This window comes from Corynebacterium sp. HMSC076G08, from assembly GCF_001811515.1.
Taxonomy (GTDB): Bacteria; Actinomycetota; Actinomycetes; order Mycobacteriales; family Mycobacteriaceae; genus Corynebacterium; species Corynebacterium hiratae.
The window spans coordinates 1-22,840 of sequence record NZ_KV805035.1 but is presented as its reverse complement, the minus strand read 5'-3'; the positions used below and the strand labels follow the sequence as shown (position 1 = coordinate 22,840).

The window sequence follows — 22,840 nt, the reverse complement described above, 5'->3', positions numbered from 1 at the left end:
GAACACGTCCAGAGCATGACTAAGCCCCTGTCGACGGATCCCAGCCTGGATCCGGAGCCCCGCGAAGAATGCGGAGTTTTCGGTGTTTGGGCACCAGGCGAAGAGGTTTCCAAGCTAACCTACTTCGGCCTCTTTGCCCTCCAACACCGCGGCCAAGAGGCCGCGGGCATCGCGGTGGGGGATGATGACCGCATCGTGGTCTTCAAAGACATGGGCTTGGTGTCCAATGTCTTCGATGAATCCATCCTGACTTCTCTGCACGGAAACGTGGCTGTTGGCCACACGCGGTACTCCACCGCGGGCGGCAAGGAATGGTCGAATGTGCAGCCGATGTTTGGGACGTCGCCCAGCGGCGTTGACATTGCACTCGGCCACAATGGCAACTTGGTGAATTACGTGGAGCTGCGCGCCGAGGCCGTGGAACGCGGGCTCATCAAGCCGCACGAAGAATCCGTCTCTGACTCCATGTGCCTGTCCATCTTGTTGGCGGATGGCGTCAGCGAGAATAATTCAGTCTTCGACTCGGCACTGCAGCTGTTGCCCAGGGTTAAGGGGGCATACTGCCTGACCTTTACCGACGGGCACACGCTGTATGCCGCTCGCGATCCGCACGGCGTGCGCCCGCTTGCCCTCGGCCGCCTCACCACCGGCTGGGTGGTGGCGAGCGAAACCTGCGCCCTCGATATCGTGGGCGCGCAGTTCATCCGGGAAATTGAACCTGGCGAGCTCGTCGCTATTGATGAGACCGGTATTCGCTCCGAGCGCTTCGCGGAACCCAAGCGCCACGGCTGCGTCTTCGAATACGTCTACCTGGCGCGGCCGGATACCAACATCCAGGGCCGCTCCGTCAATGCGACGCGTGTGGAGATTGGGCGCCGCCTAGCACGCCAGTACCCAGCGCCCGACGCGGACATGGTGATCCCCGTTCCCGAGTCCGGCAACCCGGCCGCTGTGGGCTACGCCCGCGAATCCGGGCTGACCTTTGCACATGGCTTGGTCAAGAATTCCTACGTGGGCCGCACCTTCATCCAGCCCACGCAGTCTCAGCGCCAGATGGGCATTCGCCTCAAGCTCAACCCGTTGCGGGAGGTCATTGACGGCAAGTCCATCGTGGTGGTGGATGATTCAATCGTGCGCGGCAACACGCAGCGCGCGTTGATCCGAATGCTGCGGGAAGCCGGCGCTGCCGAGGTTCACGTGCGCATCGCCTCCCCGCCGGTAAAGTGGCCGTGCTTCTACGGCATCGACTTCGCCTCCCCGGGTGAACTGATTGCTAATGCCAACCCCTCCGATGACCCGGAGGAGGTGGCGCAGACCATCTGCACGGCGATTGGTGCGGATTCGCTGGGCTTCGTCTCCACCGATGAGATGGTGGCGGCCACCGAACAGCCCCGCAGCGAATTGTGCTGTGCCTGCTTCGATGGCGAGTACCCGCTTGGACTGCCCGCCGGAAACCCCAATGCTGAGGCCGTGCGTACCCTGCAGGGCTCGACGACAACTAACGAATAAGGACTAAGTCACTCATGAGCGAGAACACGTATGCTGCCGCCGGCGTCAACATTGAGGAAGGCGACCGCGCAGTTGAGCTAATCACCCCGCATGCCAAGCGCGCCTCCCGCCCAGAGGTCATGGGCGGGCTTGGCGGTTTCGCCGGTCTGTTTAAGTTGGGCGAGTACAAGGAGCCGGTCCTCGCGGCCGGGTCAGACGGCGTGGGAACCAAGCTGGCCGTGGCTCAGGCCATGGATAAGCACGACACCATCGGCATCGACTTGGTTGCCATGTGCGTGGATGACCTCGTCGTGTGCGGCGCCGAGCCGCTCTTCCTTCAGGACTACATCGCCGTGGGTGAGGTTGTTCCGGAAAAGGTCGCGGACATTGTCAAGGGCATTGCCGAGGGCTGCGTGCAGGCTGGTGCAGCGCTGCTGGGCGGCGAGACCGCTGAGCACCCAGGCGTCATGGGCAAGGATGAGTACGATGTTTCCGCCACCGCCGTCGGTGTGGTGGAGGCCGATGAGCTCCTCGGCCCCGACAAGGTACGTGACGGCGACGTCCTTATCGCTATGAAGTCCTCTGGCCTGCACTCCAACGGCTACTCCTTGGCGCGCTACGTGCTGCTGGAGCAGGCCGGTCTGCCGCTCGATGGCTACATGGAAGACTTGGGCCGCACCCTCGGTGAGGAGCTTTTGGAGCCTACTCGCATCTACGCCAAGGACTGTTTGGCGCTGGTATCGGAGTGCGCGGTGTCGACCTTCTGCCACGTCACCGGCGGTGGCCTCGCGGGCAACCTCGAGCGCGTGATCCCGGAGGGCCTGACCGCTGAGGTTAATCGCTCGACGTGGACTCCGGGCCAGATCTTCAAGACCATCTCCTCCGTGGGCAAGGTTGCTCTCGAGGAAATGGAGAAGACGTTCAACATGGGCGTTGGCATGATCGCCGTCGTTGCGCCGGAGGACCGTGAGCGTGCGTTGGCCATGATGACCGCCCGCCACGTTGAGGCATGGGAGCTGGGCACCGTCCGCGTCGCCGAAGACGGCGAGCCGCGCGTCCTCATGACCGGCGAGCACCCAGGGTTCTAGGTTCTGAAGAAAAGGAACAGGGCCGGAGGCGCCCCTCACTAAGAGGGGAGGCATCTCCGGCCCTTCGCTTACGTGCTGTGCATGTACAGAATGGGGAAGTGATTCACGCGCTTAGCGCTCTTCGGAATCATCCTCATCCCACTCGTCCGAGTCCCAGCGATCCGCATAGTCCTCGTAGTCCGCGTACTCCGAGTATTGATCCTCGTCCTCATTGCTGGAGCGCTTGGAGTTCTGTGAGGCGAGTTCACGCTGGAGCGAATCCAGATCCATCTCGGGCGAATTGTACTTCAGCTGGCGTGCAACTTTGGTCTGCTTTGCCTTGGCGCGTCCGCGTCCCATGTGCATGACCCCCTTGAGGTGTGTAGGGCGGTCCAGGGATTCTTGGCCGCCCCATCGTCTTAGTCAGATATGTGTATGTTCCTGTAAGACACCATAGCCTGTGTGACGAAAAAATTCCGAACTACCCCCTAGCGGTGTGCTGAAAAGTGCTCCACCCTGCGGCAAACAGTCCATTGTGTAATACGCCACTATTTTCCGCGCAGGCGATCCACAGCGGCACGGCCGGCCTTCGGGCCCTCATCGACAGGGATGGAATCCGGCTCGATCGATGCTGCTACCGGACCAATGGCCAGCTCTCCATGGTCGAGGGCGCTGCGCTTTACTAGACCAAGCGCGATGGGGCCATACTCACAGTCCTCCACCACGGTGCCGAGCCTGCCCACGCGACGCCCGCCCGACGTGATATCCGCTCCGCTCTCCGGTTGCTCCGGGGCGGAGCCGTCGAGGTAGAGCAGCACCAATAAACGGGGAGAGCGCCCAAGGTTTTCTACGCGCGCGACGGTCTCCTGCCCGCGGTAGCAGCCCTTGTCCAAGTGAACGAACGCGGGCTGCTCCTCGCGGCGCCGGATCCAATGCGGAACCTCGTGGGCGATAGTCTTTGCATCGAGATCTGCGGCTAGTTCGGGCTCGCGTGCCCGCACGCGCTCGGCGGTAAAAGCCATGAGCCCCGCTAAGCTTCCGCCCTGGGCCTCCAACTCTTGCACCGCTGCGTCTAGTTTGTCCCGCGGCACGAGGAAGTCCTGGCGCGGGTAGCCCGGCCAGTGCACGGGCCTCTCCACCAGGGCCGTAGAAGGTTTGTCCAGCGCTTGACCGAGGACGCTGATGACCGCCACGTCTACTTCCTCTACGGTGACCTGGGACCAGAACACCATGGCGGTGAGGAAATCTCGCAAAGACTCGAACTGCGCCGCCGGCACATCGAGGTAGAAGGTTTTCCCGTCGAAAGATAGATCCATGTGGTGCAGGACGTGGCCCTGAATATTGAGGTCAAGGGCACCTGCGGAAAAGCCGGCGTCCACGTCATCGAGCTTTTGACTCAGGAGGTTATTCAGGAAGGCTCGGGCATCGGGCCCAGAAACCGCGATGACGCGGCGATGGGAGCGGTCGATGACGGCTGAACCTGTTTCCACCGCGCGCTGCTCGACGAGGGGGTTGCCGTAGTGCCAGGGGACCCCGGAGACATCGACGAGCGTGGTGCCCTGGAACTCAGCGGCTCCGGGCCGGGAAAGAAGTGGCGAAGAGTAACTCACGCCCTCCGATGGTAGGGCATAATCGGGGCTATGAGCCTTCAGCGCAGAAAAGAGCCGGTCATCTACGTCGTGGAGCCGTTTGGGGGATCGGTGCGGCGCCACATGCCGAACCTACCGTTGGTCTACTGGGATGATGCCGCGGTCACGCGCGGAGACGGGATTTTTGAATCCCTTCTAGTGCGTGATGGCAAGGCGGCGAACCTTCCCCGCCACGCGGAGCGCTTCCGGCACTCCGCCCAGGCTCTGAATTTGCCGGAGCCGCCGATGCACAAGTGGGAGGAAGCCACCGCGTTGGCTATCGCCGAGTTTTATGGTCCCGCCGGCGCGGGGGACACGGGTGGCTCGCCGCTCGAAGCCAAGTGCACGTGGACCTATACCCGCGGCCGGGCCTCCACCGGGGTGCCCACGGCCTGGGTTGCGGTTCAGGAAATCCCGGAGGATGTGGTGGCGCAGCGCGCGAAGGGCGTCAAGGTCATGAGTACGCCGCGATTGTGGCAGGTGGCGGAGGAGCTGCCGGCCAAGACGTTGAACTATGCGGCAACCATGGCCACGCTGCGGCTGGCCCGCGAGCGCGGATTTGATGATGTGATCTTTACCGACCCCGACACGGGGCAGGTCTTGGAGGGGGCTACCTCAACCGTGGTGGCGGTTAAGGGAACCAAGCTGCGCACCCCCGCGGGTAAGGGGATACTCCCCGGAACCACGCAGGCCGCGCTGTTTGAATACGCCTCAGAACAGGGATATCGCTGCAAGGCGAAGGAGCTCAACCTGAGCTACCTCGAGGAGGCTGACTCGGTGTGGCTGGTCTCCTCGGTGCGCACAGCGGTGCGGGTGACGCGCCTCGATGACACGAAGCTCAAGGCGCCGGCGAACGCAGAAGAAATACGCGCGCTGATCGACGCCGCCCTGGCCCGCTAGATTCCCTTATGCCGCTAGCTAGCCTGCTACGCGGGTGAGCTCAGCGGACATGAAGGGGCGCATTTCGCCGTCGACAAGCCGCTCATCGACCCAGCCCAAGTTGTTGTTCGGCATCAGGCCGTACATGCGCTTGCCGGGGCCGAGGTTGGCGGGGCCTGTCTCCGTCACCATGGTGGAGGCGGACTCCAGCTGCCAAGCGCGCTCGTTGAACAGGGAGCCGTAGAAGATCTCGTTGACACCATTGGAGGAGGTGTAGGTCATCTCAATCTCGTCCTTGAGAGAGATGCGCCAGAATCCGGATTCGCGCACGTCCGGGCCCGCCGGGTTGCCCTCGGAATCGATCTTCCAGGTGCGGGAGGTGTAGGTCAGGTAGTTCTCACCGTCGTGGGCGATGATGAGCTGCTGGCCAAAGGCGTACTGCTCGCCGTCGGCGCTGTGGGCCTGGCCTTCGCCCTGCCACACGCCGACGAGGGGGAGAAGCCCCAAGAGTCCATCGTGCAGCGACGGACCCTGACGCAGGTTTGCCGTCTCATCGGGCAAAGGATTCTCTGCTACATCAACGGTGGGGATGTTGCGGGAGGCAGCATCCTTCCATGCTTCCGCGGCTTGGTTGACGGCTGCGTTGCCATCAATCTTGCCGTTCTCCGGCTGGGAGTTTTCCGGGTGATTCTCATTATTCGTCTGTTCGCTCATGCTGCCCCAGCGTAGTCGTGGGGGCGCCGCGGAAACCACTAGGCTCCAGTAGTCTAGGGGGTCATGCGCGCATTGCTGATCTCAAACCCGAACTCCACGAGCCAGAATTCGGCCCTCTTCCGCGAGGTTCTGCCCGTCATTCGGGACGTGGAGGGGCTGCAGCTGCTTGCTCGCTTTACGCATTACCCGGGGCACGCGGAGGATATGGTGCGGGGCATGACCAAGGAAGACTTCGATGTCATCTTGGTTTTCGGGGGAGATGGCACGGTGAACGAAATTGTGAACGGGCTGTTAGGCCCCGCAGATTCCGCGGAACGTCCCAGCCCCCAGGACATTCCGGCTCTCGCGGTGATTCCCACGGGCTCCGCCAACGTCTTCGTCCGCGCCCTCGGCTTCCCCAATACTCCAGTCGAGGCAGCACACGTGCTGGCTCGGATGCTGGAACGCAATACGCGCCGCACCGTGTCCTTGGGAGTGTGGAATGACCGATGGTTCGCGGTTAATGCTGGTTTCGGATTGGATGCCGACGTGCTCGCTCGCGTGGACCGTGCTCGGGAAATGGGCTTTGCAGCTACCCCGTTGCGCTATTTGGCCGTGGCCTTTCAGGCCTATCAGCGCGCCCGCATTCGCCCACCGCGCATTAGCGTGCGTGCGCGCTCCGGCTCGGGAGACACCTTCTCGGCTGATGACGTGCCCGTCATGTTCACCTCGAACACCAACCCGTGGACCTTCCTCGGACCGCTGCCGGTGGTGACGAATCCGCGCAACTCTTTCGACCAAGGCCTTGGCCTCTTCGGGGTGTCAGACCTCGGTGGCATTGATGGTCTTGTGGGCGTGCTCCACCTCTTTGGCGTGGATCACCGCCACTGGCTGAATAAGGTCACGGATGCCCGAACGCTGCACTTTGAGGATGCCGTCGAGGTGGATTTGGTGTGCCCGAAGCCGCACCGCTTCCAGGCAGACGGAGAGTCGGAGGGAACCTTCACGGAGGTGCATCTGGAATCGGAGGCAGACGCGTTGGAAGTCTTCGCTCCTACCGATCCGGCCCCGCCCATACACCGTAACGTGCGCAGGATCCTGCGCGACCTCGTTCGAATCAACTAGTTTTGACGCCAACTCGGCGGCGTCGTCGGTGCGCTGCCTACTTCGTTGGCGGTGTCCTGTGCCTTTTGCGCTGCATCCTCGACGGCCTTTTCCTCCGACCCATCGATTTCGAGAGGGGAGAGCTGCGCCGTCTTCAAAGTGATGTTGCGGCGCTGCACCTCGAACGTAATGGAACCGCCGTGCAGCTTCACGGAGGTGGCCTGGGCAGGCAACGGTAGTTGACGGGTATCCAAGACCAGCCCGAATGCTTTCTTGAGGCGCTCATCATCGGTCCCGTAGACGCTCATGCGAAATTCCGGCCCAACGAGGCGCAACGTTACCGTCGCCGTGGACTTGGTGGTGTCTCCCGGTAGCGTGCCGGTGAGCTCAGCTTCGGCAGACGGGCCGCCGGTGGGGGACATGTCATCGGGGTTGGCGATGGATAGGTCCGTAATGCCCAGCAGGCGGCCGAGGGCTACTCCGTCGATGCTAATGCTGCGCGTGTAAGTGGAGACCGGTGCACCTTCTAGGTCCCCGCTGAAGAGCTGTTCGGGACGAATGGTGATATCGCGCAGCGTCGTGGAAGCGTTGACCATCCCGAGCTTGGGAACCTCCACATCGGAGGAGTTGACCTCGAGGTAAGGAACCTCTTTGGTCAGAGCGCCGAGGGTAAAAGGAACGCCGCCGATGTACACACTGGGGCTATTTTCCAGCTGGGAACTGGCTTTCGCCTTCTGGGCCACGGTGTGCTCGGCATGCATCGCCACCGCGGAATCCGCCAGCCATGCGGTCAGAACCACTCCCGCGACGGCGGCGAGTCGGACGACGGGGCGGCTGAGGTAGATGACGGTCACCCTTCTATTACTACCGCACGTAAGCTGGGAAACATGAATATTGAGACCCTTACCCTGCCGCAGAATCCGGATTTGGCACAGCGCGTGGAGGAGCTGGCCACACGTGCCGAAACGCACGATGGTTATGCGCCGTTCTCCGAGCAGTTTGTGGTCGGCCTGCGAGATGGTCGCCTTGGGCACCGCCACCTGCTCGCACTCGAAGACGGTGAGATAACAGGTGTGGCTGCCGTCGAAGGGCAGACGGTAGAGCTCGTCGTCGACGTCGAACACCGCGGGCGCGGGGTGGGGCAGGCACTTGTCGACGCCCTCCCAACCTCCCCCCAGATCTGGGCACACGGCAACCTCCCGGCCGCCCAGGCGCTGGCGAAGCGCAACGGGATGAACGTCGTCAGGCGCCTGCTCGTCATGGCTATTGAGGGACGGGACCTACGCGCGGCGGAGGAAGCGTCCGCAAAGGTTGAAGGCCTAGAGATCTGCACGTACACGGAGTCGGTCGAGCGTTTCGGGCGCGAGTACGTCGAGGCGGAGTGGTTACGAGCCAACAACGAGGCTTTTTCCTGGCACCCAGAGCAAGGTGGGTGGGACCTGGAGCGTTTACACCGCGGGATGGAAGCCGAATGGTTCGATCCGGCCGACGTGCTCTTCCTGTGGGATTCGCACGGTGGTGAGCACAGTGCCCCAACCATGGCCGGCTTTCACTGGCTGAAATGGCATGAGGAGGACATCCCAGCCTTCGGTGAGGTCTATGTTGTGGGGCTGAGCGAGGCCTATCGCGGGCGCGGGCTCGGCGGCCCGTTGCTCACCGCTGGCTTGCAGCGCATGGTCGCTAAAGGAGCGGACAAGGTCATCTTGTACGTCGAGGCGGACAATGAGCCGGCAGTAAAGGCCTATGAGAAGCTCGGCTTTGGTACTGCGGAGGAGCACTGCGTCTGGGCGAAAAGTGACTAGTCTCACCGCCTTTTGGTACAAGTTAACCGATTGTTCACCTCTTGATCCCTGTGGGGTTAACCCTCCGCATATAGCTTTACTTCCCGTGAGTTAATCGCGCTTGCCTTTGGAGAGGGTAGGGGGCGATTTCCTCGAAAAATCATTCTCTTGTATCCGTACCGGAAAGGTTCCCCGTGATTCGCAACTTCAAGCGCACTGCCGCTATCTTCGGCATCGTCGCCGCCACCTCCACCGCTCTCGTTGCCTGCTCCGAGTCCAACGAGTCTGATTCCGCCGATGGCGGCTCCGACTCCGTAGAGGTCTCCGGTGACCTCTCTGGTGAGGGCGCTTCCTCCCAGAAGTCCGCAATGTCCGTCTTCGAGAAGGCCTTCCTGAACGAGTACCCGGATGCTAACTTCTCCTACACCTCCTCCGGTTCCGGCGCTGGTGTGAAGGCCTTCAACGGTGGCACCGTTGACTTCGCTGGTTCCGACTCCGCCCTGAAGGAGGACAAGGGTGAGGTTGAGGCTGCTAAGGAGCGTTGCGAGGGCAACGATGCATGGCACCTGCCGACCACCATCGGCCCGGTTGCTATCGCCTACAACCTGGGTGACACCGAGGTCAACCTCTCCACCGACACCCTGGCTAAGATTTTCAAGGGCGAGATCACCAAGTGGAATGATGACGCCATCAAGGCTGAGAACGAGGGCACCGACCTGCCGGACAAGAACATCACCGTTATCTTCCGCTCTGATGAGTCCGGTACCTCCGACAACTTCCAGAAGTTCCTGACCGCCGCTACCGGCAACTGGGACAGCGAGGGCAAGCAGTTCCCGGATGCTGTTGGTGAGGGCGCTAACGGTTCCTCCGGTGTGGCTGACCAGGTCGCTTCCATCGAGGGTGCTATCACCTACGTTGAAGCTGGCTACGCTCACCAGAAGGAAGCCGATGGCGTCAAGATTGCCAAGATTGACTTCGGCAACGGCCCGGTTGAGCTCAACGCTGAGTCCGTCGGTGTTGCTCTGGACCACCTTGCTTTCAAGGACACCGGCTCCGAGCACAACATGGTTGTTGACTCCGACAAGCTCTTTGCTTCCAACGACGAGGGCGCCTACCCGCTCATCCTGACCACTTACAACATCGTCTGCTCTGCTGGCTACGATGAGGAAACCTCCGCTCTGGTGAAGGCATTCTTCAACACCGTTCTGGACAACCAGAATGACGAGCTGGAGAACGCAGGCTTCATCCCGGTTGCTGGTGACCACCTCGAGCGCCTGAAGGCAGCTGTCGACGCTATCCAGTAAGCGCCGCTGACTGCGGGCCTTAGTTCCGTAGTTGCCGTTTACATACACACTTCCGCCCCCAATCCGCCGTTAACGAGCGCTTTGGGGGCGGTAGCGTGTCCCGCATTTTTCATTGATCCCGTTGAAAAGGATTCCCTAGTCTCATGGCAGACAATAATCTCACCACAGCGTCATCCACGAAGGAGGATGCCGTTTCGGCGATCCGTCCCAGCGCGCATGCATCCACCGCTGATGCTGCCCCTACTCCGGCCGTTAAAACGGGTGTCAAGCGCCCGGGCGATCGTGTCTTTGAATTCCTGTCCACTGCGTCCGCCACGCTAATCACGGTGATGATCGCTGCCATCGCAGTCTTCCTTGTGTGGCAAGCGGTCCCTTCCCTTGCCGTCAACGAGGGCGGCATCGTAGGTTTCTTCACCTACGGTGAGCGTTGGGAAACCACCGATACCGACGCAATGAAGTTCGGTATTCCGACCATGTTCGGCCACACCGTGCTGATTTCCATCGTGGCTCTCATCATCGCGATGCCGGTAGCACTCGGTATTGCTATCTTCTTGTCCAACTACGCACCAGCCAAGCTGGTGAAGCCGCTGGGCTTCCTCGTCGACATGCTCGCTGCCGTGCCGTCCATCGTGTACGGCCTGTGGGGCTGGCAGGTTCTCGGCCCCGCATTGTCCGGCTTCTACACGTGGCTGCACTCCTGGGCAGGTGGCTTCTTCCTGTTCAAGGTCTATGACAACTCCCCGCACTTTGCGACGGGCCGCAACGTCCTCACCGGTGGCATCGTGCTGGCAGTGATGATCCTGCCGATTATCGCCGCTACCGCCCGCGAGGTCTTCGTGCAGACCCCTCCGGGCCAGATCGAGTCTGCCTTGGCACTCGGCGCCACCCGCTGGGAAGTTATTCGTATGACGGTCCTTCCCTTCGGTATGTCCGGCTATATTGCCGGCTCGATGCTGGGCCTGGGTCGCGCGCTGGGTGAGACCATGGCGCTGTACATGGTTGTCTCCCCGTTGGTCGACTTCCGCTTCTCGCTGTTCGATGGCGGTACCACCTTCGCCACCGCCATTGCCTTGGCGGCCGCAGAGTTCGGTAATGAGATGCGTGCCGGCGCCTACATCGCTGCAGGCCTCATGCTGTTCCTTCTGACCTTCGTGGTCAACGCAATTGCCCGTTCCATCGTGAAGAGCAAGTAAGGAGGGAACAGAGATGACTACGACTACAACCTCTAACTCTGTCCCGGCTTCTTCCGGCCCGACCTTCCTGGATATTTCCTCGAGCCGCAAGACCACCAACAACATCGCCACCGTTCTCGTGTGGGCGACGATGATCATCGCCATGATTCCGCTGCTGTGGGTCCTCTTCGAGCTCATCGTTCGCGGTTCCGGTGCTGTCCTGAGCCCCGAGTGGTGGACCGAATCCCAGCGCGGCATCCTGGATACTGAAGCCGGCGGTGGTGCACTGCACGCCATCATCGGTACGTTCGTTCAGACCATCATCGCGACCGTTATTTCGGTTCCGATTGGTATCTTTACCGCGATTTACCTTGTGGAGTACTCCCGCGGTGGCCCCCTGAGCCGCCTCACCACCTTCATGGTGGACATTCTGTCCGGTGTGCCCTCCATCGTGGCCGCACTGTTCATCTTCGCCATGTGGATTACGCTGTTCGGCTTCAAGCGCTCCGGTATGGCTGTGGCGCTGTCCTTGGTACTCCTGATGATTCCGATTGTGGTCCGCAATACGGAGGAGATGCTCCGTGTGGTCCCCATGGACCTGCGTGAGGCTTCCTATGCCCTCGGTGTACCGAAGTGGAAGACCATCGCCCGCATCGTTCTGCCGACCGCTCTCTCCGGCATCGTCACCGGCATCATGCTCGCCGTGGCCCGCATCATGGGTGAGTCCGCGCCGGTGCTGGTGTTGGTGGGCTCTACGTCCTCCATCAACTGGGATGCCCTCAAGGGCGCGCAGTCCTCGCTGCCACTGATGATGCTGGATATGTACAAGTCCGGTGCTGATCCGGCTGTCTTGGACAAGCTGTGGGGCGCCGCCCTCACGTTGGTTGTCCTCATCGCGATTCTCAATATCGGCGCGCGCATCGTTTCGGCGAAGTTCTCCGTCAAGAAGTAACCGTATTCACTTTCCACCTACCCCCAATAGGAGCACTACTCATGTCCAAGCTTGAGCTCAACGACGTGAACATCTACTACGGTGACTTCCACGCCGTACAGAATGTCAACATGCAAATTCCGGCGAAGGCCGTCACCGCCTTCATCGGCCCCTCCGGCTGCGGTAAGTCCACCGTTCTGCGCACCCTCAACCGTATGCACGAGGTCATCCCCGGCGCCTACGTCAAGGGTGAGATCCTCTTGGATGGACAGAACATCTACGGCTCCAAGGTTGACCCGGTGTCTGTCCGCAACACCATCGGCATGGTATTCCAGAAGGCCAACCCGTTCCCGACCATGTCCATCGAGGACAACGTTGTCGCCGGCCTGAAGCTGTCCGGTGAGAAGAACAAGAAGAAGCTCAAGGAAGTCGCCGAGAAGTCCCTGCGCGGCGCTAACCTCTGGGACGAGGTGAAGGACCGTCTGGATAAGCCGGGCGGCGGCTTGTCGGGTGGTCAGCAGCAGCGCCTGTGCATCGCCCGTGCGATTGCCGTGGAGCCGGAGGTTCTCCTCATGGATGAGCCGTGCTCGGCGCTGGACCCGATTTCCACCCTGGCTGTTGAGGACCTCATCCACGAGCTGAAGGAAAACTTCACCATCGTTATCGTGACCCACAACATGCAGCAGGCAGCCCGCGTGTCCGATAAGACTGGTTTCTTCTCTCTAGAGGCCACCGGCAAGCCGGGCCACCTCGTCGAGTTCGATGACACCACCAAGATCTTCGAAAACCCGTCCAAGAAGGACACCGAGGATTACATCTCTGGCCGCTTCGGCTAAATGCCACTAGTGCCCAAAGCCGGCGCCCTCTCTCACCTGTTTAAGGTCTAGGAGAGGCGCCGGCTTTCTTGTGCTTCGGATCGAGCCGGGTGGATCACCCACGCCCACACGCCTGCCTAGTTGCGGAATTGGCGCTCGAGCTCCGCCATGCGGGCTTCCATCTCGGCGTCGCGCTGCTCCTGGTCGCGCTTGCGCATATAGCGATCCGGGTCCAAGCCCGTGGCCAGGTAGATGATGCGCCCGGCAGCGGCGGCACAATGATCTGCGAATCGCTCGTAGTAGCGTGACAGCTGCGAAGTCTCCACGGCTTGGCGCACCGTTCCCTTCCACTCCCGCTGGGTCAGCATGCGCAGCAGGTGATGGTTGATGTCATCCACGGCATCGTCATCTTCGGTCAGGCGCAGCGCGAGCTCCGGATCGCGGGTGATGAGGATGTCTTTGAGCCCTGCAGACATGTCGAGGACGAGGCGGGTGTACTCCTCGAAATAGCCCATGATTTCTGCCGGTACAACCGGCTCTGGGTGGCGGCGACGCGCGCTCGTTGCAATGTGCTGGGATAGGCGGCCCATGCGGTAGAAATCTTCCACAATATAGATGGAGGAGATCACTTGGCGTAGGTCCTTGGCCATAGGGTTCTCCAAGGCCAGAAGGGACACCGCACGGTCTTCACAGCGCGTGCGGACCTCATCCAGTTCATCGCGCAGCGACACGGCCTCCTCAGCTGGTTGCAGGGAAGCCTCGATTAATGCCTGGGAGGCAAGAGTCATCAACCTATGGACGGTCGTGCTCATGATGATCAGATCATGGGCAAAGTTATCCAACTGTTCACGGTAAGCTGCGCGCATGCCACGTACTTTAGCCCAACTATTGGTCTAGTGCCTGTCGGGCAACACGATCAAGGCAGGTTCTGCTCCTAGCCTCCGGAGTGCATGATCTCCGCGCCTTCCGGAACCGTGGCATCTTCCGGATCATCGAGCCACCCTTCGGGCAGGACCACCTTGGCGGGTGAACCCTGGCGGCCGCGGGCGCCATCGGCGTCGTCGGCAAGCGCGGGCGAGTCCGCCCACGGCGCCAATAGCTCGCGCAGATCCTCCAAGGAATTGACGCGAGAAAGCCCCGCGCGTACCTGGCCGCCCACCGGAAAGCCTCGGAGGTACCACCCAATATGCTTGCGAATATCGCGGCTGGCCTGGCGCTCGCCTTCGTGCTGTGTCAGCAGTTCGGCGTGGCGAATCATAATCTGCGTGACTTCCCCCAAAGTGGGCTCCGGCGGCACCGGCTCACCCCGCAGGTGGGCGGAGAGCTCCGCGAAGAGCCAGGGGCGGCCCAAACAGCCGCGGCCTACGACGACGCCGTCGCATCCCGTTTGCTCCATCATGTCGTGCGCATCGGTTGCCTTGAAGATATCGCCGTTACCCAAGACGGGAATGCCAGTATCCGCTAGGTGTTCCTTGAGGCGGGCAATCTCTCCCCAGTCGGCGTGGCCGGAGTAGCGTTGGGCCGCCGTGCGACCGTGGAGAGCGACGGCCGCGGCACCCTCAGCAACGGCGATCCGGCCGGCGTCGAGGTGCGTTTTGTGCTCGTCATCGATGCCGACGCGCATCTTGACGGTGACTGGAATGTCCGTGCCCTCCGTGGCTTTGACGGCCGCAGCGACAATGTTGCCAAACAAACGGCGCTTATAGGGCAGGGCAGAACCACCGCCGCGGCGCGTGACCTTGGGAACCGGGCAGCCGAAGTTCATGTCGATGTGGTCTGCGAGGTTCTCGTCCACGATCATCTTGGCCGCCTTGTACGTGTACTCCGGATCGACGGTGTACAGCTGCAGTGAGCGCGGCTGTTCTTCGGGGGCAAACGTGGTCATGTGCAAGGTCTTTGGGTTGCGCTCAACGAGGGCGCGTGCGGTGACCATTTCACACACGTAGAGGCCGGAGACGGTTCCGGTCTTCGCTATCTCTTGCTCGCGGCACAGCACGCGAAAGGCCACGTTGGTCACGCCCGCCATAGGGGCGAGGACAACGGGGGAGTTGAGCTGGATGTTTCCGATAGCAAGAGTCACGCCGCCAATTGTGCGCGGAACAAGCCTAGGGTGGCAAATTCTGATGAAAAAAGTGAGGGGTGCACACGGTTTGGGGCAGAGTGCGGTAAATTCGCCACCGATTCGCTAGTGTGGTGCATGTAACTAATAGGAAAGGACCGTAACCTAGGTCTTTTCTGCACATAAAAGGAGGACTCATGTCTGAGAGAATTGCATACGCGCCGTTTGAGAAGCTCGTTATGAGCGCTGACGAGGCAGCTAAGTTCGTCAATCACGGTGACCGTGTGGGAATCTCCGGCTTCACTGGTGCTGGCTACCCCAAGGCCCTGCCTACCGCCATCGCGGAAAAGGCAAAGGCGGCTCACGAGGCGGGTGAAGAGTTCAAGATTGACGTCTTCTCCGGCGCTTCGACTGCCCCGGACTGCGACGGCGTGCTGGCTGAGGCTAACGCCATCCGCTTCCGCTCCCCGTACAATTCCGACCCAGTTCTGCGTGGACGCTTCAACGACGGCTCCGCGCTGTACCAGGACATCCACCTTTCGCACTCCGGTCAGCAGGTAGAGGAGGGCTTCTACGGTGACTTCCAGGTAGCCATTATTGAGGCCGTGCGTATCGACGAGAACGGAAACATCGTTCCGTCCTCGGCCGTGGGCAACAACCTCGAATACATTGAGGCCGCCGACAAGATCATCATCGAGGTGAATGAGTGGCAGTCCCTCAACCTTGAGGGCATGCACGATATCTACCGGATTGAGAAGCTGCCGAACCGTCAGCCCATTCCGATCACCAAGCCGGCCGACCGTGTTGGCACCACCTACATTGAGATCCCAGAAGAGAAGGTCGTGGCAGTGGTCAAGACCGACGCTCCGGACCGCAACGCACCGTTCAAGGCTCCGGATGAGGTCTCCGAGAAGATTGCTGCGAACTTCATCGAGTTCCTCGAGGGCGAGGTCGCTGCTGGCCGCCTTGAGTACGACAAGTTCATCATGCAGTCCGGTGTGGGCAACGTCCCGAACGCTGTGATGGCCGGCCTGCTGGACTCCAAGTTTGAAAACATTCAGGCGTACACCGAGGTTATCCAGGACGGCATGCTCGATTTGATCGACGCCGGCAAGATGACCGTCGCCTCCGCTACCTCCTTCGCTCTGTCCCCGGAGTACGCGGACAAGATGAACGCTGAGGCTGAGCGCTACGCCAAGCACATCATCCTGCGCCCACAGCAGGTGTCCAACCACCCGGAGGTTATTCGCCGCGTTGGCTTGATCTCCTCCAACGGCATGATTGAGGGCGACATTTACGGCAACATCAACTCCACCAACGTCTCCGGTTCCCGCATCATGAACGGTACCGGTGGCTCCGGTGACTTCACCCGTAATGCTTACATCTCCACCTTCGTCTCCCCGTCGGTGGCCAAGGATGGCGCAATCTCCGCCATCGTGCCGTTCGTGTCCCACACCGACCACACCGAGCACGACACCATGGTCATCATCACCGAGTACGGTGTGGCGGACCTGCGTGGTCTCGCTCCGAAGGAGCGCGTGGAGAAGGTTATCGCCGTGGCGCACCCGGACTACCGCCCGCTGCTTGAGGAATACTACGAGCGTGCCAAGGCTAATAAGTTCCAGCACACCCCGCACGATCTGAAGACCGCCTTTGACTTCCAGGTGAACTTCATGGAGAAGGGTGACATGCGCGGTTAATCGCTCATGCCGCTCGGTCGTGGCCCTTACCGCTGGAGGTGAGGGCCATTTCCTTTTCCTTAGTGTCACCTACTAAGATGGATGGGCGTTGGGCCTTTAGCTCAGTTGGTAGAGCTACGGACTTTTAATCCGCAGGTCGCGGGTTCGAGCCCCGCAGGGCCCACAGAAAGAGCCGCCTTCGGGCGGCTCTTTTGCGTTGTAGGGTGGCCCACTCAGCAGGCTTTGCTCCTCTAGCTCTTCACGAGCTTCCGGATGGCCCGCATGGCCTCCTCTAGCTTCTCTGTGGCTACTTGCCCGTCCTCGGCGGCGGCTCCTGCCACGCAGTGCTCTATGTGGTCTTCTAGCAGCGCTAGGGAGACGTTCTCGAGCGCTGAGGTGACCGCGGAGATCTGCGTGATGATGTCGATGCAATATTGGTCTTCCGCAATCATGCGGTGGATGCCTCTGGTTTGGCCCTCGATGCGCTTGAGACGCGCTAAGTATTTTGCCTTTTGCTCGCTATCGGAGTTGTAGCCGTGAACGCCGGGCTCGTGGCAGGAGCAAGTATCGCGCTGGTCAGCCATGGTTTTCCGCCTTTCTGCCGGGGCGATTTGGTTAAGTAGGGATGTCTCCAGTATATTTTTACAAAGTTGCCTCAAGGCAACGGGCCCCCATCGTCTAGCGGCCTAGGACACCGCCCTTTCACGGCGGCGGCACGGGTTCGAATCCCGTTGGGGGTACCAACACTAACGTGTTGGTACATAAGTCAATATGTATGGCCCTGTGGCGCAGTTGGTTAGCGCGCCGCCCTGTCACGGCGGAGGTCGCGGGTTCAAGTCCCGTCAGGGTCGCCATACCAAGCCTCGGAGCGGTGTTTGTAGAAACACGCTTCGAGGCTTGAATTGTTTTGCTTGTCATAGCCCACTCAAGGCGGGGTCGGGACCGATAGGTCTAGGTGCTGTGTGGCAGTCACGTGGACGATACTTCTTTACTCCTAAAAACCGTAGATGACATGCTGATTTGGTGTGTTTCTCAAGCTTTGTGTAGAGTACTTATTCGTGCCCAGCGCACAAGAGATAATTGAAAATGGCCCTGTGGCGCAGTTGGTTAGCGCGCCGCCCTGTCACGGCGGAGGTCGCGGGTTCAAGTCCCGTCAGGGTCGCCGAAGTCCTTGTGGCTTCTGGCCAGATAGCTCAGTCGGTAGAGCACACGCCTGAAAAGTGTGGGGTCGCCAGTTCGATCCTGGCTCTGGCCACAAGAAAGCCCCCTCCAGTACTGGAGGGGGCTCTTTTGTTTCCTTGTTCCCCCGGAGTTGCTCTAGTGGTCTGCTGCTTTTTGGTTTAATGGGGCACCATGACTACTTCAGTTGCGCACCAAACCGATCGATCCCGCTTCGTCATCACCGTCGATGGCGAGGAAGCAGGCTTCGCTGAATACAGTGACTCCGCCACCACGCGCGAATTTACGCACACGGAAATTTTTGAGTCTTTTCAAGGCCAAGGCCTGTCCAAGCCTCTGATCAAGGCGGCGTTGGATGATGACTCGACGATAGCCCGCCAAGTCATCCCAACGTGCAGCGCCGTGGCGCGGTTTATTGAGAAGAACCCTGAATACCAGCGTCTGACTAACCGTGAGGGCAACCTCTAAATACGGAGTCGGCCGCCCTTAGATGTAGAAGTCTGGGTCCACCAGCTTGATGCGCTCATCCTTCTTGCGAGGACGGTTCTTAGCGGGAATACCCGTAGCGGTGTGATGAGGGGGTACATCCTTCGTCACCACCGCATTGGCGCCCACTGCGGAGCCCTCACCGATAGTGATGGGGCCCAGCACCTTGGCGCCGGCGCCGATGGTCACGTTGTCCCCGATCGTTGGGTGGCGCTTTGTCTGCGTGAGAACCTGGCCGCCGAGCGTGACACCGTGGTAAAGCATAACGCCATCGCCGATCTCGGCAGTCTCACCAATGACGATTCCCATTCCGTGGTCAATGAAGAAGCGCCGACCAATTGTGGCGCCGGGGTGGATCTCAATTCCGGTGAAGAAGCGGTTCACCTGGGCCAAGATGCGTGCCGGCCCGCGCCAGCCACGCTTCCACATGCGGTGGGCAATGCGGTGCGCCCAAATAGCGTGGAGGCCGGAGTAGACCACGGCGTTCTCGACGTCGCCGCGCGCGGCCGGATCATGCTCGCGCGCGTTGGCGAGGTCTTCACGAATCATCTTCAAGATGTGCATGCAAACCATCCTATCTAGAAAGAAAAAGCGCCCCCTAGCACAGAGGGCGCTTTTATTCGGGGTGCTCACCGCAGTGCGCTTTGCGACGCCCCGCGGAAAGCCACGCTGGGAACTCTAAGCCTCGCGGATGTCCTCGAAGAGGATGGTGGAGACATAACGCTCACCAAAGTCCGGGGCGACAACCACGATGGTCTTGCCCTTGAACTCTTCGCGTGCAGCCAGCTTGAGAGCAGCGGAGACGTTGGCACCGGAGGAAATGCCGACGAGCAGGCCCTCCTCGGTGGCCAGCTTGCGGGCAGTGGAGACAGATTCCTCGGTGGTGGCGGTGAGAACCTCGTTGAGGATCTCGCGGTCCAGAACCTCCGGGACGAAGTTAGCGCCGATGCCCTGGATCTTGTGCGGGCCTGCCTTGCCCTCGGACAGGACGGGGGAGTCGGAGGGCTCTACAGCTACCAAGTAGGTATCCGGGTTCTGGGAGCGCAGGTAGCGACCAACGCCGGTGACGGTGCCGCCGGTGCCGACGCCGGCTACGAAAGCATCAACCTTGCCCTCGGCGTCCTCCCAGATCTCGGGGCCGGTGGTTGCCTCGTGGATCTTCGGGTTTGCTTCATTAGCGAACTGGGAAGCCAGGATCGCGTTGGGGGTTTCGGCAATAATTTCGTTGGCCTTCTCTACGGCACCCTTCATTCCGGCAGCGCCCGGGGTCAACACGATCTCAGCGCCATAAGCGCGCAGCAGCACCTTGCGCTCGTTAGACATGGTCTCCGGCATGGTCAGGATGACCTTGTAACCCTGGGCTGCGCCGACAAGCGCCAAGCCAATACCGGTGTTGCCGGAGGTGGCTTCAACGATGGTGCCGCCCGGCTTCAGCTCGCCGGCTTCTACGGCGGTGTCGACAATCGCCTTGGCGATGCGGTCCTTGACGGAATTTGCGGGGTTGAAGGACTCAACCTTCACGAGCACCTCGGCGCCGAGGCCCTCGGTCAAACGGTTGAGGCGGACCAGCGGGGTTCCGCCGATGGTTTCTAGAATGTTGTCGTATACAGCCACGATGTGGACTCCTTGTAAATAACTTCCGATGTACAGCAGACACCTTACACCCCGCTACTAGACAAAGTAGTATATAAATTCTGAACAGAGCATTCGGGCATGGTATGTGGGATTTGGGGTGACGGAGTAGGGCGCGGTGCGATTTAGAATTACCCCCGTCGGACGGTTATACTTCGCAAATAGTGTTCACCTACCCCCGTTTCAGGCGGGGAATGTGGGTGCACCTGCTGGTTACCCCCGAGTAAGAGAGAGCCTCATGGAGCCGCACCGACTCAAGGATGATGACGAAGCCGTACGCGCAGCGCTATCGTCGCTGAAGACCGCAACGGGAATTCCCGTTACGATGTACGGAACCTTGCTGCCGGATAATCGTTTGCAGATTACCCACTGGGTAGGTCTGCGCACCCCGGCCTTGCAGAACTTGGTGATTGACGCGAATGTGGGCGTCGGCGGGCGCGTTGTCAGCACTCGCCGCGCTGTAGGTGTATCCGATTACACCCGCGCCACGACGATCAGCCACGAGAACGACCGTTACATCCAGGATGAGGGACTGCACTCCATCGTGGCGGTGCCGGTGACTGTGCAGCGTGAGATCCGCGGCGTTCTTTATGTTGGTGTTCATTCGCCGGTCCGCTTGGGTGACAAGGTCATCGAGGAGGTCACCATGACCGCCCGCTGCCTCGAGCAGGATTTAGCGGTTAATTCCGCACTGCGCCGCGCCGATGGGGGCAAGGGCGGCGCCGCTCGCGGGCACGTGATGAACGGCGCCGAATGGGAGCAGGTGCGCTCGACGCACTCCAAGCTGCGGATGCTGGCTAACCGCGTCAACGATGAGGACCTCCGCAAGGAATTGGAAGCCCTCTGCGACCAGATGGTCTCCCCGGTGCGCGTGAAGCAGACCACCAAGTTGTCTGCGCGCGAGCTCGATGTTTTGTCTTGCGTGGCGTTGGGGCACACCAACGTTGAGGCGGCAGAGGAAATGGGCATCGGAGCCGAAACGGTGAAGTCTTATCTGCGTTCTGTCATGCGCAAACTGGGGGCCCACACCCGCTATGAAGCGGTCAATGCGGCCCGTCGTATCGGCGCGCTGCCCTGATTGTAGGTAAGTTGGGTGGGCGTGAAAGACCAATTTATTGTCTCCGGTGGGGCGCGCCTGCAGGGCACCGTCAAGGTGGACGGTGCCAAAAACAGTGTGCTGAAGCTGATGGCTGCGGCACTGTTGGCGGAGGGCACGACCACGCTGACCAACTGTCCTGAAATTCTTGATGTTCCCCTGATGCGCAAGGTCCTCGAAGGTCTCGGGTGCTCAGTGGAGATCGATGGCCACACAGTGCGCATCACCACTCCGGCCGAGCTGCACTCCAACGCGGACTTCGACGCCGTGCGGCAGTTCCGCGCGTCCGTGTGCGTGCTAGGTCCGCTGACGGCGCGGTGCGGTCACGCCAAGGTGGCTTTGCCGGGTGGAGATGCCATTGGCTCCCGCCCCTTGGACATGCACCAGTCCGGACTCGAAAAAATGGGTGCGAGCACGCGTATTGAGCACGGTGCCGTCGTAGCGGAGGTTGACCACCTGCACGGCGCAAGCATCAAGCTCGATTTCCCCTCTGTGGGCGCCACAGAGAATATTCTTACCGCTGCCGTGCTTGCCGACGGCGAAACTCAGCTCCACAACGCCGCCCGCGAACCGGAAATCGTCGATCTGTGCCTGATGCTTAAGGAAATGGGTGCTGACATCACTGGTGAAGGTACGTCCACCATCACGATTCGCGGTGTGGACAAGCTTCAGCCGACGGAACACGAGGTCATCGGTGACCGCATCGTGGCCGGGACGTGGGCCTATGCCGCAGTCATGACGCGCGGAGATATTACGGTGGGCGGCATCGCTCCCAAGCACCTGCACCTGCCTTTGGAAAAGCTCAAGTCGGCCGGTGCCGATATTGAGGACTATGTCAACGGCTTCCGCGTGCGTATGGATGGGCGCCCCACCGCCGTGGACTACCAAACGCTGCCTTACCCAGGCTTTCCAACGGATCTTCAGCCCATCGCTATTGGACTGTCCGCGGTTGCGGAAGGTACTTCCATCATTACGGAGAACGTGTTCGAGTCCCGTTTCCGATTCGTCGATGAGATGTTGCGCCTCGGCGCCGACGCTCAGGTGGATGGCCACCATGTTGTCATCCGCGGCCAGGAGCGGTTGTCTTCAACGCATGTCTGGAGCTCCGACATTCGCGCGGGCGCCGGTTTGGTGCTCTCTGCGCTCTGTGCAGATGAGACGACTACCGTCCACGATGTTTTCCACATCGATCGCGGATATCCCAACTTTGTAGAGAACCTGCAAACGCTGGGGGCGACCATCGAGCGCACTCAGGAGGAAGAGCTCTACTAGGCAGCAGTGCTTGGCGACGTCCCCATGTAACACACCGTTTCGGTGAACTACCTGGGGATTTGTTGTTTGTTGGGGGTGTGCGTATATTTATCGAAGTCGCCGCGAGGTAGCCGGGAGGTTAACTGGTGGTAGATGTTCGGGCAATGTTTGTTCGGCGGGTTTGACTTTGGTTGAGCTTGTTGGGTAAGGTTGATCGGGCCGCCGCAAGGGGGTTAACGTTTGGTTAATTTTTGTTGTGGTGTGCGGATGATGTTTGAGAACTCAATAGTGTGCCAATGTACTTTTTGTGTTGGTTGATTTTATCATTTTGGCTGCGATACGCCGTATGCGTATCGCGGTTGGTGTATGCCGGATGGCGCTTTTCCTTTAAGCGGCGTCATTGTAAATAATATTAAGTTGTTTGGGCATATTGATTTAAATCTTCTAACTAGGCCAGCCTCCTTTTGTGCCCCGTCGGGTTGGGGGTTGGTTGGATTTTTTCTTTATGTAATTTTTGGATAGCCAGTTCAGGCAGCATTGCTTTTTGTGGTGTTGTTTGTTGTGGTTTGTCTGTTTGTTAGGTTTGGGCTTTTCAC

The 22,840-nt window shown here is 60.5% G+C and carries 22 protein-coding genes and 5 tRNA genes; 18 read left to right on the top strand and 9 right to left on the bottom strand.

Annotation, left to right across the window (positions count from 1 at the left end; translation table 11 throughout):
• Window positions 1–15 precede the first annotated feature (15 nt).
• Both purF and purM read left to right on the top strand, forming a co-directional pair.
• Window positions 16–1,509 carry an amidophosphoribosyltransferase gene (gene purF, locus HMPREF2806_RS05475; protein ID WP_193394662.1) on the top strand — a complete coding sequence of 498 codons (1,494 nt, stop codon included), beginning with the start codon at window positions 16–18 and terminating at the stop codon, window positions 1,507–1,509.
• Window positions 1,510–1,523: 14 nt separating this feature from the next.
• Window positions 1,524–2,576, top strand: coding sequence for a phosphoribosylformylglycinamidine cyclo-ligase (purM, locus tag HMPREF2806_RS05470; RefSeq protein WP_070516640.1), 1,053 nt, complete (start codon window positions 1,524–1,526; stop codon window positions 2,574–2,576).
• 111 nt (window positions 2,577–2,687) lie between these two features.
• On the opposite strand, the gene HMPREF2806_RS05465 is transcribed toward purM, so the two are convergent.
• Both HMPREF2806_RS05465 and HMPREF2806_RS05460 read right to left on the bottom strand, forming a co-directional pair.
• Entirely contained in the window at window positions 2,688–2,915 is a 228-nt protein-coding gene (locus HMPREF2806_RS05465; protein WP_049157167.1) for a DUF3073 domain-containing protein, read from the bottom strand.
• A gap of 188 nt (window positions 2,916–3,103) precedes the next feature.
• Window positions 3,104–4,165: a CAF17-like 4Fe-4S cluster assembly/insertion protein YgfZ gene (locus HMPREF2806_RS05460; RefSeq protein ID WP_070516638.1), complete on the bottom strand. Its 1,062-nt coding sequence runs from the start codon at window positions 4,163–4,165 to the stop codon at window positions 3,104–3,106.
• A gap of 30 nt (window positions 4,166–4,195) precedes the next feature.
• Between HMPREF2806_RS05460 and HMPREF2806_RS05455 the strand changes: the two genes are divergently transcribed.
• Entirely contained in the window at window positions 4,196–5,083 is an 888-nt protein-coding gene (locus tag HMPREF2806_RS05455; protein WP_049157163.1) for an aminodeoxychorismate lyase, read from the top strand.
• Window positions 5,084–5,101: 18 nt separating this feature from the next.
• Here HMPREF2806_RS05455 and HMPREF2806_RS05450 read toward each other — a convergent pair whose 3' ends face one another.
• The gene (locus tag HMPREF2806_RS05450) at window positions 5,102–5,776 is read right to left on the bottom strand and encodes a heme-binding beta-barrel domain-containing protein (protein ID WP_049157161.1); all 675 of its coding nucleotides are present in this window, start codon (window positions 5,774–5,776) and stop codon (window positions 5,102–5,104) included.
• A 63-nt stretch (window positions 5,777–5,839) separates the two neighbouring features.
• Between HMPREF2806_RS05450 and HMPREF2806_RS05445 the strand changes: the two genes are divergently transcribed.
• Entirely contained in the window at window positions 5,840–6,880 is a 1,041-nt protein-coding gene (locus HMPREF2806_RS05445; protein ID WP_049157159.1) for a diacylglycerol/lipid kinase family protein, read from the top strand.
• On the opposite strand, the gene HMPREF2806_RS05440 is transcribed toward HMPREF2806_RS05445, so the two are convergent.
• Complete coding sequence (locus tag HMPREF2806_RS05440; protein WP_070516637.1) at window positions 6,877–7,713, bottom strand: LmeA family phospholipid-binding protein; 837 nt, start codon at window positions 7,711–7,713, stop codon at window positions 6,877–6,879. The two genes, HMPREF2806_RS05445 and HMPREF2806_RS05440, sit on opposite strands and share 4 nt — an antisense overlap.
• 33 nt (window positions 7,714–7,746) lie before the next feature.
• On the opposite strand from HMPREF2806_RS05440, the gene mshD reads away from it, so the two are divergent.
• The 5 genes from mshD to pstB all read left to right on the top strand — a co-directional run bounded on the left by mshD (window position 7,747) and on the right by pstB (window position 12,883).
• Entirely contained in the window at window positions 7,747–8,661 is a 915-nt protein-coding gene (mshD, locus tag HMPREF2806_RS05435) for a mycothiol synthase (RefSeq protein WP_070516635.1), read from the top strand.
• Window positions 8,662–8,834: 173 nt separating this feature from the next.
• Entirely contained in the window at window positions 8,835–9,944 is a 1,110-nt protein-coding gene (gene pstS, locus HMPREF2806_RS05430) for a phosphate ABC transporter substrate-binding protein PstS (protein WP_070516633.1), read from the top strand.
• A 143-nt stretch (window positions 9,945–10,087) separates the two neighbouring features.
• Window positions 10,088–11,137 carry a phosphate ABC transporter permease subunit PstC gene (pstC, locus tag HMPREF2806_RS05425; protein WP_049157156.1) on the top strand — a complete coding sequence of 350 codons (1,050 nt, stop codon included), beginning with the start codon at window positions 10,088–10,090 and terminating at the stop codon, window positions 11,135–11,137.
• A gap of 13 nt (window positions 11,138–11,150) precedes the next feature.
• Window positions 11,151–12,068 carry a phosphate ABC transporter permease PstA gene (gene pstA, locus HMPREF2806_RS05420; protein WP_070511015.1) on the top strand — a complete coding sequence of 306 codons (918 nt, stop codon included), beginning with the start codon at window positions 11,151–11,153 and terminating at the stop codon, window positions 12,066–12,068.
• 41 nt (window positions 12,069–12,109) lie between these two features.
• On the top strand, window positions 12,110–12,883 hold the full coding sequence (gene pstB, locus HMPREF2806_RS05415) for a phosphate ABC transporter ATP-binding protein PstB (RefSeq protein ID WP_046649300.1): 774 nt from the start codon (window positions 12,110–12,112) through the stop codon (window positions 12,881–12,883).
• A 116-nt stretch (window positions 12,884–12,999) separates the two neighbouring features.
• Here the strand turns inward: pstB and phoU are convergent, their stop codons facing one another.
• Together phoU and dusB are read right to left on the bottom strand one after the other, a co-directional pair.
• A complete protein-coding gene (gene phoU, locus HMPREF2806_RS05410) occupies window positions 13,000–13,728 on the bottom strand; it encodes a phosphate signaling complex protein PhoU (RefSeq protein WP_049157153.1) in 729 nt (242 codons plus the stop codon).
• Between the two features lie 68 nt (window positions 13,729–13,796).
• Window positions 13,797–14,942, bottom strand: coding sequence for a tRNA dihydrouridine synthase DusB (gene dusB, locus HMPREF2806_RS05405; protein WP_046649299.1), 1,146 nt, complete (start codon window positions 14,940–14,942; stop codon window positions 13,797–13,799).
• Window positions 14,943–15,118: 176 nt separating this feature from the next.
• Here dusB and HMPREF2806_RS05400 point away from each other — a divergent pair, with 176 nt between their 5' ends.
• Together HMPREF2806_RS05400 and HMPREF2806_RS05395 are read left to right on the top strand one after the other, a co-directional pair.
• Entirely contained in the window at window positions 15,119–16,621 is a 1,503-nt protein-coding gene (locus HMPREF2806_RS05400; protein ID WP_046649298.1) for an acetyl-CoA hydrolase/transferase family protein, read from the top strand.
• Between the two features lie 90 nt (window positions 16,622–16,711).
• A tRNA-Lys gene (locus HMPREF2806_RS05395) sits at window positions 16,712–16,784 on the top strand.
• Window positions 16,785–16,851: 67 nt separating this feature from the next.
• On the opposite strand, the gene HMPREF2806_RS05390 is transcribed toward HMPREF2806_RS05395, so the two are convergent.
• Window positions 16,852–17,184 carry a metal-sensitive transcriptional regulator gene (locus HMPREF2806_RS05390; protein ID WP_046649297.1) on the bottom strand — a complete coding sequence of 111 codons (333 nt, stop codon included), beginning with the start codon at window positions 17,182–17,184 and terminating at the stop codon, window positions 16,852–16,854.
• A gap of 83 nt (window positions 17,185–17,267) precedes the next feature.
• Here HMPREF2806_RS05390 and HMPREF2806_RS05385 point away from each other — a divergent pair.
• From HMPREF2806_RS05385 to HMPREF2806_RS05365, 5 genes are all read left to right on the top strand, one after another.
• Window positions 17,268–17,343, top strand: a tRNA-Glu gene (locus tag HMPREF2806_RS05385).
• A 34-nt stretch (window positions 17,344–17,377) separates the two neighbouring features.
• Window positions 17,378–17,454, top strand: a tRNA-Asp gene (locus HMPREF2806_RS05380).
• A gap of 234 nt (window positions 17,455–17,688) precedes the next feature.
• Window positions 17,689–17,762, top strand: a tRNA-Asp gene (locus tag HMPREF2806_RS05375).
• A 20-nt stretch (window positions 17,763–17,782) separates the two neighbouring features.
• Window positions 17,783–17,855: transfer RNA gene (locus HMPREF2806_RS05370), tRNA-Phe, on the top strand.
• A gap of 98 nt (window positions 17,856–17,953) precedes the next feature.
• Window positions 17,954–18,247, top strand: a complete 294-nt coding sequence (locus HMPREF2806_RS05365; RefSeq protein WP_049157635.1) for a GNAT family N-acetyltransferase — start codon at window positions 17,954–17,956, stop codon at window positions 18,245–18,247.
• Between the two features lie 18 nt (window positions 18,248–18,265).
• Here HMPREF2806_RS05365 and epsC read toward each other — a convergent pair whose 3' ends face one another.
• Both epsC and cysK read right to left on the bottom strand, forming a co-directional pair.
• Window positions 18,266–18,829: a serine O-acetyltransferase EpsC gene (gene epsC, locus HMPREF2806_RS05360; protein ID WP_118779504.1), complete on the bottom strand. Its 564-nt coding sequence runs from the start codon at window positions 18,827–18,829 to the stop codon at window positions 18,266–18,268.
• Window positions 18,830–18,943: 114 nt separating this feature from the next.
• A complete protein-coding gene (gene cysK, locus HMPREF2806_RS05355) occupies window positions 18,944–19,882 on the bottom strand; it encodes a cysteine synthase A (protein ID WP_175973585.1) in 939 nt (312 codons plus the stop codon).
• A gap of 253 nt (window positions 19,883–20,135) precedes the next feature.
• Between cysK and ramA the strand changes: the two genes are divergently transcribed.
• A complete protein-coding gene (gene ramA, locus HMPREF2806_RS05350; protein ID WP_046649294.1) occupies window positions 20,136–20,975 on the top strand; it encodes an acetate metabolism transcriptional regulator RamA in 840 nt (279 codons plus the stop codon).
• A 21-nt stretch (window positions 20,976–20,996) separates the two neighbouring features.
• Entirely contained in the window at window positions 20,997–22,265 is a 1,269-nt protein-coding gene (gene murA / locus HMPREF2806_RS05345; RefSeq protein ID WP_046649321.1) for a UDP-N-acetylglucosamine 1-carboxyvinyltransferase, read from the top strand.
• Window positions 22,266–22,840 lie beyond the last annotated feature (575 nt).